Source organism: Paenibacillus sp. D51F, from assembly GCF_053345695.1.
The window spans coordinates 58,591-73,411 of the sequence record NZ_JBKFAO010000016.1 but is presented as its reverse complement, the minus strand read 5'-3'; the positions used below and the strand labels follow the sequence as shown (position 1 = coordinate 73,411).

16 protein-coding genes are annotated in these 14,821 nt (G+C 59.2%); 12 read left to right on the top strand and 4 right to left on the bottom strand.

Going from position 1 to position 14,821, the window contains the following annotated elements; genetic code table 11:
• Positions 1-476 precede the first annotated feature (476 nt).
• Both ACLBWT_RS21045 and ACLBWT_RS21040 read right to left on the bottom strand, forming a co-directional pair.
• On the bottom strand, positions 477-1,058 hold the full coding sequence (locus ACLBWT_RS21045) for a hypothetical protein (RefSeq protein ID WP_447665082.1): 582 nt from the start codon (positions 1,056-1,058) through the stop codon (positions 477-479).
• 37 nt (positions 1,059-1,095) lie between these two features.
• A complete protein-coding gene (locus ACLBWT_RS21040; protein WP_447665081.1) occupies positions 1,096-1,422 on the bottom strand; it encodes a hypothetical protein in 327 nt (108 codons plus the stop codon).
• A 414-nt stretch (positions 1,423-1,836) separates the two neighbouring features.
• Here ACLBWT_RS21040 and ACLBWT_RS21035 point away from each other — a divergent pair, with 414 nt between their 5' ends.
• Positions 1,837-2,628: a TerC family protein gene (locus tag ACLBWT_RS21035; protein ID WP_447665080.1), complete on the top strand. Its 792-nt coding sequence runs from the start codon at positions 1,837-1,839 to the stop codon at positions 2,626-2,628.
• A 161-nt stretch (positions 2,629-2,789) separates the two neighbouring features.
• Positions 2,790-4,361 (top strand): ABC-F family ATP-binding cassette domain-containing protein, encoded by a 1,572-nt coding sequence (locus tag ACLBWT_RS21030; RefSeq protein ID WP_447665079.1) that lies wholly within the window; start codon positions 2,790-2,792, stop codon positions 4,359-4,361.
• 176 nt (positions 4,362-4,537) lie between these two features.
• Here ACLBWT_RS21030 and ACLBWT_RS21025 read toward each other — a convergent pair whose 3' ends face one another.
• Complete coding sequence (locus tag ACLBWT_RS21025; protein ID WP_447665078.1) at positions 4,538-4,861, bottom strand: 2Fe-2S iron-sulfur cluster-binding protein; 324 nt, start codon at positions 4,859-4,861, stop codon at positions 4,538-4,540.
• A 506-nt stretch (positions 4,862-5,367) separates the two neighbouring features.
• Between ACLBWT_RS21025 and ACLBWT_RS21020 the strand changes: the two genes are divergently transcribed.
• The 7 genes from ACLBWT_RS21020 (at position 5,368) to ACLBWT_RS20990 (ending at position 11,953) form a co-directional block, all read left to right on the top strand.
• A complete protein-coding gene (locus ACLBWT_RS21020; protein ID WP_447665077.1) occupies positions 5,368-6,360 on the top strand; it encodes an ABC transporter substrate-binding protein in 993 nt (330 codons plus the stop codon).
• Positions 6,361-6,549: 189 nt separating this feature from the next.
• Entirely contained in the window at positions 6,550-7,626 is a 1,077-nt protein-coding gene (locus ACLBWT_RS21015) for a FecCD family ABC transporter permease (protein WP_447665076.1), read from the top strand.
• 3 nt (positions 7,627-7,629) lie between these two features.
• Positions 7,630-8,652: a FecCD family ABC transporter permease gene (locus ACLBWT_RS21010; RefSeq protein WP_447665075.1), complete on the top strand. Its 1,023-nt coding sequence runs from the start codon at positions 7,630-7,632 to the stop codon at positions 8,650-8,652.
• Positions 8,653-8,874: 222 nt separating this feature from the next.
• Positions 8,875-9,330 carry a hypothetical protein gene (locus tag ACLBWT_RS21005; RefSeq protein WP_447665074.1) on the top strand — a complete coding sequence of 152 codons (456 nt, stop codon included), beginning with the start codon at positions 8,875-8,877 and terminating at the stop codon, positions 9,328-9,330.
• 286 nt (positions 9,331-9,616) lie between these two features.
• Complete coding sequence (locus ACLBWT_RS21000; protein WP_447665073.1) at positions 9,617-10,273, top strand: HD domain-containing protein; 657 nt, start codon at positions 9,617-9,619, stop codon at positions 10,271-10,273.
• A 109-nt stretch (positions 10,274-10,382) separates the two neighbouring features.
• The gene (locus ACLBWT_RS20995) at positions 10,383-11,285 is read left to right on the top strand and encodes an aldo/keto reductase (RefSeq protein WP_447665072.1); all 903 of its coding nucleotides are present in this window, start codon (positions 10,383-10,385) and stop codon (positions 11,283-11,285) included.
• An 89-nt stretch (positions 11,286-11,374) separates the two neighbouring features.
• Positions 11,375-11,953, top strand: coding sequence for a hypothetical protein (locus ACLBWT_RS20990; RefSeq protein WP_447665071.1), 579 nt, complete (start codon positions 11,375-11,377; stop codon positions 11,951-11,953).
• Here the strand turns inward: ACLBWT_RS20990 and ACLBWT_RS20985 are convergent.
• Positions 11,923-12,879: a phosphotransferase gene (locus tag ACLBWT_RS20985; RefSeq protein WP_447665070.1), complete on the bottom strand. Its 957-nt coding sequence runs from the start codon at positions 12,877-12,879 to the stop codon at positions 11,923-11,925. The genes ACLBWT_RS20990 and ACLBWT_RS20985 overlap by 31 nt on opposite strands.
• A gap of 185 nt (positions 12,880-13,064) precedes the next feature.
• Between ACLBWT_RS20985 and ACLBWT_RS20980 the strand changes: the two genes are divergently transcribed.
• The 3 genes from ACLBWT_RS20980 (at position 13,065) to ACLBWT_RS20970 (ending at position 14,646) form a co-directional block, all read left to right on the top strand.
• Positions 13,065-13,604 carry a DUF2062 domain-containing protein gene (locus tag ACLBWT_RS20980; protein ID WP_447665069.1) on the top strand — a complete coding sequence of 180 codons (540 nt, stop codon included), beginning with the start codon at positions 13,065-13,067 and terminating at the stop codon, positions 13,602-13,604.
• A 253-nt stretch (positions 13,605-13,857) separates the two neighbouring features.
• Positions 13,858-14,016 carry a hypothetical protein gene (locus tag ACLBWT_RS20975; RefSeq protein ID WP_447665068.1) on the top strand — a complete coding sequence of 53 codons (159 nt, stop codon included), beginning with the start codon at positions 13,858-13,860 and terminating at the stop codon, positions 14,014-14,016.
• 126 nt (positions 14,017-14,142) lie between these two features.
• Positions 14,143-14,646 (top strand): DinB family protein, encoded by a 504-nt coding sequence (locus ACLBWT_RS20970; protein WP_447665067.1) that lies wholly within the window; start codon positions 14,143-14,145, stop codon positions 14,644-14,646.
• The last annotated feature ends 175 nt before the right edge of the window (positions 14,647-14,821 follow it).

The following is a 14,821-nucleotide window of genomic DNA, read 5'->3' as shown; positions in this document are numbered from 1 at the left end:
CTTGGAGCGAAGCGAGAGTGGTCATGGGTTGCAAATAAGGCCCGAATTGGGCCTTGGAGCAAAGCGAGAGTGGTCATGGGTAGTAAATAAGGGCCGAATTGGGCCTTGGAGCGAAGCGAGAGTGGTCATGGGTTGCAAATAAGGCCCGAATCGGGCCTTGGAGCGAAGCGAGAGTGGTCATGGGTTGCAAATAAGGCCCGAATTGGGCCTTGGAGCAAAGCGAGAGTGGTCATGGGTAGTAAATAAGGGCCGAATCGGGCCTTGGAGCAAAGCGAGAGTGGTCATGGGTTGCAAATAAGGCCCGAATTGGGCCTTGGAGCGAAGCGAGAGTGGTCATGGGTTGCAAATAAGGCCCAAATCGGGCCTTGGAGCGAAGCAAAAGTAGTCATGGAGGGCAATAAAACCCTTATCGGGCCGCTGCCGAGTCTTGCTCGGCAACCTTGTTTCTCGCTCGGCAGCAGCCTTGTTTCTTACTATTAACAGGTGAAGGATTCGACGCTCTGCAGATCCAGGCCGGAGAACGCCCAGCTGAACCCGGTCCAGCGGAAGCCCGCGACGGATGTGCGCCCGACAAAGACGGGATAGAACCAGAAGCCGGGCCCGAACCGGGGCCAGATGTACGTGAAGCGGAAGGAGCAGCCCGAGATGGCGCCGGGATCTACGGCGAAGGTCGAGACGAGCGGCTTCTGCGGCACCGCTTGAGGCGGTGGCGAAGAGGGAGCTTGAGCCCCGCCTGCAGGATCACCGGGAACACCGCCCGGCGTACCGCCCGGGAACCCGCCGGGAACACCGCCCGGCGAACCACCCGGCATGCCGCCCGGGAACCCGCCGGGAACACCGCCCGGGAAGCCTCCGGGAATACCACCCGGGAAGCCGCCGGGAACACCGCCCGGCGAACCACCCGGCATGCCGCCCGGGAAGCCTCCGGGAACACCGCCCGGCAAACCACCCGGCGTACCGCCCGGGAAACCTCCGGGGAAACCGCCTGGCGAGCCCCCGGGGAAACCGCCTGGAAATCCTCCGGGCAATCCTGGGGGCGTAGGAAGCATGAAACCCATGGTCAGAACTCCTTTTTGATCAGATGACTGCACGTGGCTACAGCAAGGTGATGGCGAGCAGATCGAACAGCACAAGCGGCAGGATCACATTGTTGTAGTATGGATTGACCGATCCCGGCAGGAAGGCGCGGCTGCAGCCTTCATTGGAGAGACGGATGCAAAGGATGCTTTTGTGGCAATGAACGATGTAGCCTTCGAATACGTCCCCGTCGATCGTCTCCACCTTGACGAGCCGATTCGCATGCTGCGAGCACAGCTGATGCAGATGGCTCTTGACCGACTGCAGCGTATGGTGGACGTGAGACTCGCATTTGTAGAACGGCTCCGCTGCCACCGCTTCCGTGTGGGAGTAGGATGAGCTCATGAGGAAGAACCTCCTTTTATTGCAACCTGGGTTATCCTATGCAGATGCCTATGGCGAGGTTACGAAGGAGCAAGGAAAGCCGGCACCGGCAAGCTCCGGCTTGCTGCGGCGATCGCGGGTCATAACCTCGCTGAACCATGGACATTTTCCGAATAAAAAAGAAACTATCCGGGCTCATCCCCGTACTACAACAGACCAATCATTTAAAAGCTGTTCGAACACGCAAAAGAAAACGTGACTCCGAAGGGGAGTAGCTGCTACAGTAAAGTCGTCAATACGAGAGCCCGCTCTCCGGCTTTACTGGCAATGCCGAACCGCATTGTTAGCGAGACCTTTGTGCATCCGAGGCCATTCATATCCTCGGGGAACAACGGTCTTTTTGCGTTCGGCCAGCTCATCTGGAGGAGGAAGAAGATGGATTTCGCTTTATTGATGGAATATGCATGGGTGCTGCTCGTCCTCATTGCCCTGGAAGGATTGCTGGCGGCCGACAATGCGCTCGTGCTGGCGATCATGGTGAAGCATCTGCCGGAGAAAGAACGCAAGAAAGCTCTCTTCTACGGCCTCGCCGGAGCGTTCGTATTCCGCTTCGCGTCCCTGTTCGTCATCTCGTTCCTTGTGGACGTATGGCAGGTGCAGGCGATAGGAGCGCTGTACCTCCTGTTTATTGCCCTCAATCACATCTTCCGTAAAGTCATCGTCAAAAAAGGCGAGCGGAATGCGGAGCCGCATACCGGAGCCAAGCCCAAAGCAGGTTTCTGGCCGACGGTCATCAAGGTGGAGCTGGCGGATATCGCCTTCGCCGTCGACTCCATCCTGGCTGCCGTGGCGCTGGCCGTGGCGCTGCCGGCGACGAGCCTGCCGAAGATCGGCGGCATGGACGGCGGCCACTTCGCCGTCATCTTCCTGGGCGGCTTCATCGGGCTGCTGATCATGCGCTTCGCTGCCAACTGGTTCGTCAAGCTGCTCGAGAGCAGGCCGTCGCTCGAAGTCGCCGCCTTTGTCATCGTCGGCTGGGTGGGCGTCAAGCTGGCGGTGCACACGCTGGCTCATCCCGCGCTGCATGTCATCCCGCATGACTTTGCCGAATCGACAGCCTGGAAGCTGACGTTCTACATCGTGCTTGTGCTGATCGCGGCCTGCGGCTGGTTCTTGTCCGGCAAGGCCAAGACGGAGCGGAAAGCGGAGACGGGAAGCTCGATGTAACGTGGAATTCATCCGAGATGCAAGGCCGGACGCCCACAGCGGTGTCCGGTCCTTTTTTTCATCATCGGGGCGGCCGCTCGGGAATATTCTCGCCTTCGCCGCCATTGCTGGTAGAATGAAGGGAGTGTCTCTAGTCGGGGGAATGGGAAAGAGGGGAAGAGATGAGCGTCATACGGCTTGAAAATGTCACGAAGAAATACGAGGATGCTCTTATATTCCGCGAAATTTATTTTCGCGTGGGCCAGGGCGAGCGCGTCGCCGTCATCGGGCGCAACGGCGCCGGCAAGTCGACGCTGTTCAAGCTGATCATGGGCAAGGATGAGCCGACATCGGGCAAGGTGGAGGTTGATCCGAAGGCGAGGATCGGCTACTTCTCCCAATTTTCGGAGATGAGCGGCAGCCTGTCCGTCCAGCAGGAGCTGGAGCTGTGCTTCGAGCAGGTGGCTCTGATCGAGCGGGAGCTGCAGGAGGTGGCGGAGAAGCTGGGCACCGTCACGGATGACAGCGAGATGGACCGGCTGCTCTCGAGGCAGGCGGAGCTGTTCGAGCAGATGGAGCATCTGGACGGCTGGAACGTGTCCGTGGAGATCAACACGGTGCTGACGAAGCTCGGGTTCAACGACCGCTCGCGCCATCAGCCGGTGGACGAGCTGTCCGGAGGCTGGCGCAACCGCGCCGCGCTCGCCAAGCTGCTCGTGGAGCAGCCCGATGTCGTCCTGCTCGACGAGCCGACCAACTACCTGGACATCGAGGGAATCGCCTGGCTGGAGCAGTGGCTGTACCGGTTCGGCGGCGCCATGATCCTGATCTCCCATGACCGGCAGTTCATCGACAAGGTCGTCACGCGGACGATCGAGATCGAGAACTATCATTTCCAGGAGTATGAAGGAAACTACACCGATTACGTCCGCAAGAAGAAGATGCGCAAGAAGGAGCTCGACCGCCAGTTCGAGTGGGAGGAGGAGCTCCTGCTCATGGAGTCGGAAGCGATCGACAGCCGGGCGGAGCGCAAGTCGGCCAAGGACCGGCTGTCGCGCAAGCTGGCGGACAGCAGGAAGCGGATCGAGCCTCATCCCGTGAACGTGCTCATTACCGACATTTACGAGAGGCTCCGGTTCCCGGACAAGCTGGCGGAGGTCAAAGGAATCGGACAGGCCTACGACGGCCGGATCATCTTCGAGAACGTCAGCTTCGATATCCAGAAAGAAGACCGTCTGGTCATCACGGGTCCGAACGGAAGCGGCAAGTCGACGCTCATCAAGGCGCTTACGGGACAGGAGAAGCCGGAGAGAGGCGAGGTGAGCTGGGAGAAGGGCGTCGGGTACGCCTACTTCAACCGCATGTGGGAGGAGCTCGATCCGAAGGATACGGTCAGCCATGCCGTGAACACCTATGGACTCGGGCTTGACGCGCCGCGCAAGAAGGTGAACAAGTTCCTGTCCATGCTCCAATTCTCGGAGGCGGATCTCAGCAAGACGATCGGCAATCTGTCCGGCGGGCAGAAGGCGCGGGTGGCGCTGGCCAAATGCCTCCTGTCCGGCGCCGCCGTCATCATTCTGGACGAGCCGACGAACCATCTAGATCTGACCAGCATCCAGGTCATGGAGCAGGCGCTGATCCATTTCCCCGGCGCCGTCGTTACGGTCAGCCACGACCGCTTCTTCATCGACAAGATCGGCACGAAGATGCTGGCCTTCGATCCGGAGGCCGGAGTGACGATGCAGAATTTGTGAGGCGGGCAGAAGGCTCCGGGGGCGGCCCGCTTTTTGGACGCTAAGGAACGAGCTGCTGCAGAAGCTCGCCCCTTGCAGGTGAATAAATAAAGGCCAGGCGGTGTCCTTGAGGGACTCTGCCTGGCCTTTTTGTTGACTTAACCCATGGTTCAAGAAAAGAGTGCGTGAGGCTCCGTTCAGTCCTGGGGACGCGGCCCGGGCTCCAATCCCGTCGACGAGGCCGTTTTGATCAGCCGGATTCCGAGATCGTTCTCCAGCCGGATCTGGCAGGACAGCCGGACGGACGGGTCTTCGATGCCTTTGTTCCTCAGGGTGGCCGCTTCCGCCTCTCCCATCTCCGGGGCGTCGCCGGACAGCACTTCCACCGCACAAGTGGTGCATCGGGAGTTGCCGCCGCAGCGGTGGAGCATATCGACCCCGTTATCCTCCAGCGCGAGCACGAGCTTCGTGCCTTCGCTCGCCTGAAGAGCTTCTCTTCCCTCGATTTGAATCGTCGGCAAGCGCGATCCCTCCTTTGAAATTTCAATTCTATAAATACATTCAAGCTCCATGCCCCTGATACCTGCAAAAACACAGCAGAAAAGGTCCTATTATCTCGCTAATATGAGCATGGAATGAGTTGCTTGGCGTCCATGGAATCCTCCTGGATGTGGGATGGGTTGAAATCGGGCTGCAGCCATTGTACGGCCTCGATATTTCGTCGGGCATCGACTCATGAGTGCGGCTTTAACGGCATGGTTCCGGCATACGGGCGGTAAACGGCTTGGAAGAACCGGTTGTTTCCCGCGGAAGGACGGGATCTGTTGCATTTTGGACACATTATTTTCTTGAAATAGGCCAAATAGGTTGATCTATCAACTGATATTGATTATCATTACTAACTGAGGGTTTCAAAATCTGTCTATCCGGATTGGATATCGGCAGGCGCAACAGACTAGTCATGAATTGCGAATCGGCAAGCCGGCAATGATGGCGGCATCGGTTCCATCATCAAGGAGGATATCCCGTGGTAAAAAGCAAGCTGAAAGTTCCTGCCCTGCTGCTCAGCATCGCATTCATGTCCATGCTGCTCGCAGCCTGCGGAAGCGGCAATAATTCGAACACGGCGGCAGGCAACGACGCATCGCCGGCGCCAGCCTCGACGGCTCCGGCTGCGACGCCGGCGCAATCCAAAATGACGGACGGGCTCGGCCACGAGGTCGAAGTGCCGGCCAATCCGCAGCGCATCATCGCTTCCTACCTGGAGGACTACCTGGTCTCGCTCGGCGTGAAGCCGGCAGCCCAGTGGTCTGTAGCGAACGGCACCCAGGAGTACCTGCAGGATTCGCTGAAGGATCTCCCGACGATTCCATACGATCTTCCGCTTGAAGCGGTGACCAGCTTCGATCCGGATCTGCTCATCATCGGCTCGAACAGCGCCGTCGAAGGCGGCAAGTACGATCAGTATGCCAAGATCGCCCCGACCTTCGTGCTCGGCGACGAAGTGAACAACGACTGGCGCAAGGCGCTGCTGAAGATCGGCGAAGTTCTTCATAAGAGCGACGAAGCCCAAAAGGTGCTGGACGACTACGAGAAGAAGGCCGCAGACGCCAAGGCGAAGCTGGAAGCTGCGATTCCGGGCAAATCCGTTGCCGCCGTCTGGCTCGTCCAGGGCAAATTCTTCGTCGTCAGCGACAAGCTGTCGAGCGGAGCGGTGCTCTACAAGGATCTGGGGCTGAAGGCGCCGGAAGTCGTCAAGGAGATTTCCGCCTCGGGCGCAGGCAACTGGAACGCCATCTCGCTGGAGAAGCTGGCCGACCTGGATGCGGATTACCTCATTCTCGTGAACAGCGACAAGGACTCCGGATCCGCGGCGTTGAATGACGCCCTGTGGAAATCCGTGCCGGCCGTCAAGAACGGCAACGTATTCGAATATCCGAAATCGTCCAGCTGGCTCTACTATGGTCCGATTGCCAGCTCGCAGATGGTCGACAATCTGCTCAAGGATATCGTAAAATAAGAACGGAAAGATAGGAGGGAGCCGCGGCTCCCTTTTTTCGCTTGGAACTTATTTATTAAAACCTTGGAACTTTATTTTTCAAAGCCCTGGAACTCCATTTATCAACGCGGGAGTTCACCGCAACATGCGGGTGTCCGGCCGGGAGGCCGAATACGCCTGCAACTACAAGCAGACTGGGGAATCGGGACTATGGCAGCAACGACTCGCAAGGGAAGGGACGGCGGACAGCCTGCCGGAGATAAGGCGGACGACGCCTTACATAAGCTCCATTCCAGGCCAAGGACGGCTCTTGTCCTGATTGTTGCCGGGGTGGCGGCTCTTCTGTTCAGCCTGGCGCTGTCGGTCTCGTTCGGCGCGATGGACATCAAGTTCCGGATGGTATGGGAAGCGGTCTTCCATTACAACCCCGACTTGAAGGAGCATCAGGTCATTCAGGAGCTGCGCTTGCCGCGAGTGCTCGGATGCATGCTCGTCGGCAGCAGCTTCGCGGTTGCAGGAGCGGTCATGCAAGGAATGACGCGCAATCCGCTGGCGGATTCGGGCCTCATCGGCCTGAATTCGGGAGCGGCTTTCGCGATCGCGCTCTGCCTCGCCTTCCTGCCTGGTCTTCCGTACCGTTATGTCGTGCTGCTGGCGTTTGTCGGGGCAGCGCTGAGCGCGGCATTGGTTTTCGCTCTCGGTTCATCCGTCCGCGGAGGGCTGACGCCGACGCGGCTCGTTCTCGCCGGCGTGACGCTCTCGGCGCTGCTGACAGCTCTCAGCGAAGGCATCGCCCTGTACTTCCGCATCGGCCAGGATCTGGCCTTCTGGTTCGCGGGAGGGGTCGCCAACATGCGCTGGCTGGAGCTGAAGATCATGACGCCATGGATCGCCATTGCGCTTGCCGGCGCCATGGCCCTCTCCCGATCGATCACGATGCTGAGCCTCGGCGAAGAGGTTGCCCGCGGACTGGGCTTGCGCTCCGGGCTGGTGAAGGGGCTTGGCCTCGCCATCGTCGTCGTGCTGGCGGGCTCAGCGGTGTCCGCCGTCGGCGCTGTCTCCTTCGTCGGGCTGCTCGTGCCGCATCTGGCGCGCAAGCTTGTCGGCGTCGACTATCGGTGGATCATCCCAACCTCGGCCGTGCTCGGAGCGCTGCTCGTCGTGCTGGCCGATCTGGCGGCAAGGACGGTCCATCCGCCCTTCGAGACGCCGATCGGAGCGATGATCTCGCTGATCGGCGTTCCCTTCTTCATCTATCTGGCCAACAAAGAGAGGAGGGAGCTATAGACGATGTTCATGTCCGAATCGGAGCGGCGCAAGCGCAGGAAAGCCTTGCTTGTCTCCGCCATCCTGAGCGCTGCGATCGCCATTGTTTTTGTCGTCAGCATGAATACAGGGGTGATCCGGCTCTCTCCGATCGATGTGCTGCGGACGCTGGCGGGAGGCGGGACGGAGCGCCAGCAGCTCATTCTGTTCGACTTCCGCCTGCCGCGGATCGTCATCTCCTTGCTGATCGGAGCCGGCCTGGCTGTATCCGGGGCCGTGCTGCAGGCGCTCTCGCGCAACGCGCTCGCGGATCCCGGAATCATCGGCATCAATTCGGGGGCGGGGCTGACCGTGCTGCTGTTCATCGCTTACTATCCGGCGCCGGCCGCAACTCCGGCTTACCTGCTGCCTCTGCTAGCCTGGGCGGGGGGAGGAGTCGCAGCCGCGCTCGTCTTCCTGCTGTCGTATCGAAGGCATATGGGGCTGTCCTCGAACCGGCTCATTCTGAACGGCGTCGCCGTCAACTCCGGCTTCGCCGCGGTGACGATCGTCGTCTCCCTGCGGATCAACCCGGAGCAGTACCAGTTCGTCGCGACATGGATGGCCGGCAGCATCTGGGGCAAGGATTGGAGCTATGTGCTGGCGCTGCTGCCGTTCATCGCGGTCCTCCTGCCCTATGTCTTGTTCAAGGCCCGGACACTCAACGTGCTCAACCTGGGCACTCCTATGGCAACAGGACTCGGAACGTTCGTGAACCGGGAGCAGGCTCTGCTCCTGGCCGCGGCGGTCGGGCTGGCTGGATCCTGCGCGGCCGTCAGCGGCAGCATCGGATTTGTCGGCCTCATCGCCCCGCATTTGGCCCGCCGTCTTGTCGGGCAGCGCTATCAGGCGCTGCTCCCGGTCGCGGCTCTGTCCGGAGCGCTGCTCGTCATGGCTGCCGATACGATCGCCAAGGTGATTCTGCAGCCAGCGGAAATTCCGACCGGAATCATCGTGGCGGCAGTCGGCGCCCCGTATTTTCTTTATTTGCTGTACCGCTCGAAGTAGAGATATCCTTGCTTGTTTGATCGCCGGCCGGAATGGTTCCGGCCTTTTTTATGCCTTCTGGTTGCACCTATACAATTGTCCGCAATCCTTCGTTGAGTTCACTGCTCTTGAGCAGCGGGGCTTTTTTTCGAGAAAAGGAAGCAGACCTTTCCGCGAATGCATAAAAGCAGCTGGCATAGGAAATCATTCAGGTAGCTTCGCTCAAAGAAAGGAGGACTTTCCATGAAAACCGCTTTTTTGAAACTGATGGCGATCGCAGCCATCGCTTTGTTTGCAGTCCAGGGCCAAGGAAGCGCCAACGCCGCCAAAGACCCGATTCCGATGCTGCAAACGCTGTCCCAGGTGTCGGCCAATCAAATTCAGATTACCTATGATCGCAGCGTGGATGTCGTCAAAGGCATGCGGCCGTCCAATTACTGGGTTCAGAGCACGACAGACGTAGTGCCGAGCGGCATTGCGACGCTGGGCAAGGATGATAAAGTAATGCCTGATAATGCCTTGACGGGAAGCCGGGTTTCGATCAATCCGGTCGACGGCCAGAACAAAAGCTTCGTCCTGACTTTCAGTCAAGCCATCCCGACAGGCCAGTCCTACAGGCTGATCATCTGCTTCGTGACGATTCCCGGAGGCGCGCCTTACAGCGGGGATAACGGAATGGCTGTATTTACAGGGAAATAGCACGGAGGAAGCAGAGGGCGATCGGCTTGAAGGCCGGGTCGTTTCCCCTTGCCGCTTCCTATTTCCAGCAAAAGCCCTTGAATCTGCATTCAAGGGTTTTTTTCCTGTCCCATCGATAGAACGAAGGCATCCCGCTCCAGGGATGCCTTTTTGCATGAATCGGATCGGCCGGCGGAAGGGACCGAGGATGACAAGACCGGGATCTTTTTTTAGAATGAAGCATATCAGCCTTGCCGTCCATGACTATAGAAAGAACACAGCGACCATTCATAGGAGATGAACGACGATGTCCACAGATACCCGGCATGCCCTTATTCTGAACGAAGCCGAGAGCTTCGCCAAATCCGAGCTGGGAGGCGATCTGACCGGACACGACTGGTGGCATGTGCACCGGGTGGCCAAGATGGCGGATCGCCTCGCCTCCTTGGAGGGGGCAGATCGATTCGTCAGCGTATTGGCGGCTCTGCTGCATGACGTGGTGGACGAGAAGCTGAACGAGTCCAAGGAGAGCGGGCTCCGGAAAGTGGAGGACTGGCTCGAGGTCCAGCTGGTGCAAGAGAGGGACAGAGTGCATGTGATGGAGATCATCTCGACGATGTCCTACAATGCGGGGGCGAATCCTCCGATGCGCACGATCGAAGGGCAAGTCGTGCAGGATGCGGACCGCCTCGATGCGATCGGGGCGATCGCCATTGCCAGGGCATTCCTGTATGCCGGGGTGATCGGCCACCCGATCCACGATCCGGAGCTGCCGCCGCGCGAATCGATGACGAAAGAAGAATACCGCAAGGCCAAGAGCACGGCGATCAATCACTTCTACGAGAAGCTGCTGAAGCTGAAGGACCGGATCAATACGGCATCCGCCCGGCAGATCGCGGAGGAGCGCCATCGGTATATGGCAGGGTATTTGGACCAGTTCATGTCGGAGTGGGAAGGGAACTAGCGGGACTGCCGCTCGTCCAGGACGGTCGAAGGAATGGCGGCGTGCGGTCCAGGAGATGGAATGGTATGCTGAATGCCTATTGAGGCGCGCGAAAGGAGAGAAATCGGATATGAAGAAAAATCGAATCGGTTCATCCGGGCTGCTCGTCGGGGAGATCGGCCTCGGCTGCATGTCGCTCGGCACGGAGGAGGGCAAGGCTGTCGCGCTTGTCCATGAGGCGCTGGAGCTCGGCGTCAACCTGCTGGACACGTCGGATCTGTACGATGCCGGGCGCAATGAGGAGCTGGTCGGCCTGGCGATCAAGGGACGCCGGGACCGCGTCATTGTGGCCACGAAGGTCGGCAACCGGCGCTACCCCGGGCAGGAGGGCTGGACGTGGGATCCGTCCAAGGCCTATATCCTGTCCGCCGTGAAGGAGAGCCTGAGAAGGCTCGGCACGGACTATATCGATCTGTACCAGCTGCACGGAGGGACGATCGAGGATCCGATCGGCGAGACGATCGAAGCGTTCGAGCAGCTGAAGCGCGAGGGAGTCATTCGGGAATACGGCATTTCCTCGATCCGGCCCAACGTCATCCGGGAATATGCGGCACGCTCCTCGATGGCCAGCGTGATGAATCCTTACAGCATCGTCGACCGGCGTGCCGAGGAAGAGGTTCTGCCTCTTCTGGAGGACCGAGGCATCTCCGTCATCGCCCGTGGCCCGCTTGCGAGCGGTGCGCTTGCGGAGAACCGCCAGCCTGCCAAGGGGGTGACGGACTACAGCCTGGACGAGCTTGGCGAGCTGCGGAGCGGACTCAAGCGGCTGGCCGCTCCGCAGCGGAGCATGACCCAGCTGGCGATCCGCTATTCGCTGAGCCATCCGGCCGTCGCTGCCGCCATTCCGGGAGCGAGCTCGCGCGAGCAGCTGCTGCAGAATATCGCCGCTTCCGAGGTGCCGGAGCTGACGGAGGAGGAAGTCGGAATCATCCGCGGGCTGAGCAAGGCGAATGTCTATGCCCAGCATCGGTAGCATTGGCGTGAAATGACCGGAAGGATACAGAGAGGAATGAGGGAATGGGGTCTTTTTTCAGCAATATCAAGCTCGAGATACCCCGTACCATGACGTTGGCTGAGCTCGAGGAAGCGTTGGACGCCATCATGGACGGAAGGAATTACGAACGCAGCGAGGTCCCGGCCGGCCGCACGATCCACGTAGCCTGGGATCGGAACGGCAAGTGGCTGACCATCTACGATGAGGGAATCGAGGCTGGCGATTGGGACGAGCTCGACAGCATAACGGCGCAGCTGTCGCTAAGCGCTGGCACATACGCCGTGAGCAATGCCGTTCTGGACAGCGATCTGCTTCGGATGAGGCTCTTCGAGCAGGGGCGGGCAGCGGATATGTTCATCAACGACCCGGAGCTCTATAACGGGATGACGGGGCAGCGCCGCAAGAGGAAGGGGCAGCTGTCCAAATGGCTTCCGCTCCAGCAAGAGGGTCCCGACAAGCCGGGGCTGGCGGAGATCTGGGAGAGGGAAGAGGCTTGCGCCGAGAATAAATTGGCCGCGTTGGCCGAAGCCTTCGGATGGTCGGCGGCGGCTACCGGAATGGGATTGTCGGATTGGGAAGAGATGGGGCAGGATCATGCTCCTGCCGTTCTTCGCCTTCATTTCCGGAAGGGTTCTATTATTCGATGATCGAGCCGGTCAATCCATGAAGATGCGGACAGCTCATTCAGCAGCTTGGCGGCCTCCTCCAGCATGCCCGGGATCCAGGCATCCGAGCCGGGAATCGCCTCGGTACCGCCGTCAACCATCCAGCTCAAGGTTTTGACCAGCCAGCAAAGCCCTCCGATAGCGACCTGCCAATCCAGCTCGCCGGCCGTCATGTCATCCTCGATCTCCCGATATGCGGAGAGGATTTGTTCCCGATCTACTCCTGCATGCTCGCGTGCATCTTGCGCAAGGCCGTAAAGATCGCTCAGATCGGGACTCAGGCACGCTAGAGCCCAATCAACGGGCAGGATGGAACCGTCCTCTCGGACAATCAGGTTTTTGGCGCGGTAGTCATGGTGGGCGATGGTCATCGGAACGGTCCGGTACAGCCTTTCCAGCTGGGCAGGCAGAAGTCCCTGCATTTTCACAATCGTTGCGCTGCCCGCAAGCTGCGGCGAAGCGGCTAGCCTTTCCAGATGATGGAGAAAATCGGCAGCGTAAAGGGAATGCGAGACTCTTATTTTCGTTGGAATCGCCATGTCCAGATTCGCGGTTGCGACGCGTCTGATCCGAGCCAGCTCCCTGGCGGCCTCGAGGAACGCGGCGGAAGCGGGATCAAGCTCCAGATTGCCTTTTCCCACGTCCTCCATGACGATCGTGACGCTGTCTTCCGTTTCGAACGAGCCGAATATGCGGGGAGATTTGAGACGAAGCGGAACAACCAGATCGCGATAGACGGCATGCTCGGCGGCCATTTCCTTGCCTCCCCACTTGATGATTCGAGTTTCCCCGGAAGGCAGCGTTGTTCGGTAGACCTCGGATAATGCCCATTGGCGAAGGAGCGTCCAACCGATGGCTTCCCGAATGAGCAGCGCGGAACGGAATGGTTTGAAGCGGATTGGAATCATAAGCATAGCCTCCGTAGATTAAAATGGGTACGGAGAAAATTCTGGCATACTGAGCCAAAAAAATATAGACTGTTTCGGTCCGCTCTGTTATGATGTTGAATAAGGTCTTGAAAAAATTCGGGACTCTTTTTTTATGCCTAAATTTATCTTTCGCTCTAAATAGCGGCCAACCTGGGAGGGATCGGATGCGGCTCAAGCGCTGGAAAAGGAACCTAGCCTATCACGGCATTCGCTTGCTTCGGCAGCGCCAAGGTTCCCACCGGATCTCGCTTGGGGCCGTTCTCGGATTCCTTCCCTGCTGGTACCCGACCTTCGGCATCGGACTCGCGTTGTCGCTCGGACTGATCCGCCTGTTCCGCGGCAATGCCGTCTCCGGGCTGTTCGCGGCTTCCGCCGGGACCTTTCTGTGGCCGCTTCTCTTTTATGCTAACTACCTCACTGGACAGCTGGCGAGAGAGCTGTTTGCCCGCCCGGCCGAGCCGGAGCTGGACGAGCTTCTCTCCGAGCCCGCCGCGGACATCAGCTACGAGGAGACGGCCGACAGCCTTGGCGCGCTGAGCGGCATCGGTGTTGATTTCCTGATCGGATCCGTGCTCAACAGCATCCTCGTTTCCGCGGCGATGTACGGCCTGCTTCGAATTCTCTGGACCCGATACCGTCTCTCGATGCTGAAGCATGTGCGGGCCCGCGCCGCAGGTGCGAGAGCCGTGGCGACCGGAATATAACCGCAAAAAGGAAAGACGGCGCCTGGACGGCGTCGTCTTTTTGTGTTGGACAAAAGCTGGATGGCTCTCTTCCCCGCGCTCTTGCTAAGCCTGGCGGCGCGTCGACTTCGACACCAAGCCCCGGCAGCTCCTCCCGGCCTGCATCGGCGAGCGCGTAATCCGGACCGGAATTGGAGAGGAAGCCGAGGGCGAGCAGACGGTCGGTCAGCGCGACCCCTACCTTGCCGGCGAGATGATCGTAGCAAGTGCGGGCATGTCGCATATGCCTCTGCTCGACCGATTCGCGCAGCGACTTCACAGCCTTGACCGGCGCGATGACGAGCATGGCCTCCAGCGACTGGCCGACCTCCGGTCCCGCAAGCCGGTAATAACGATGGCGTCCGGCGGCTTCCTGCCGCAGCTGCATGAATGAATCCGGAACATAAAGGAGCAAGCAGCAAAAAATCGTTATCTGTACGGTGCGCTATTACACAAACGTATGTTCCTGTGTTAAAATAATGGCATACATAAAGTTTGCGGGTTAAAGGAGTTTTGCTTCATGAATGACATTTCAGCTGTCTTAGACGAATTCGAATCGGCATCGAAGTGGGCAAGGAGCCTTGACGTCGCCGAGCAGGCTTGGAATCGCCCGATAGCGGAGGGAAAGGCGACGATCGCGGGGATTGTCTCACATTTGCTCAATTGGGACCGATATCTGATCATTTATACGGTACCCTCGGTCTTGAAGGGGGAGGGAATCATCTTTCCCGAGTTCGATGCCTTCAACTCGTCTGCCTACGAGTATGCCGAATCCGGGGTGAAGCAGGAACAGCTGCTCGCGGAATTCGCCGATACGCGCAAGGAGCTGTGCGCCTTGCTGCGCTCCATCGGAGAGGGGGAGATGCTCCGGGCCGTATCCGTCAACGGCGTCTCCCACTGCCCGCATACGGGCAGCCCTTATTCGCTGCTCTACGTTGTGGGAGAATTCGTCGACCATGACCGCCATCACCAGAGGCAGATCGAGATCGCGGCTTCATCTCTCTCGGTGGGACAGAGCAGATAGAGCGCAGCCGCCCCATTACGGCTGACACGGACCTTGTTCCCGGAACGGCTCGCTTCAACTCGGCGGTCACGGTCAGAGGTCCAAGCCAAAAGACACCTTCACTATAACTTGAAGGTGTCTTTTGGCTTTGCTCCCGGGATGAGCTTCATCTCTTAGGCGAAAAAATCGGAGGATC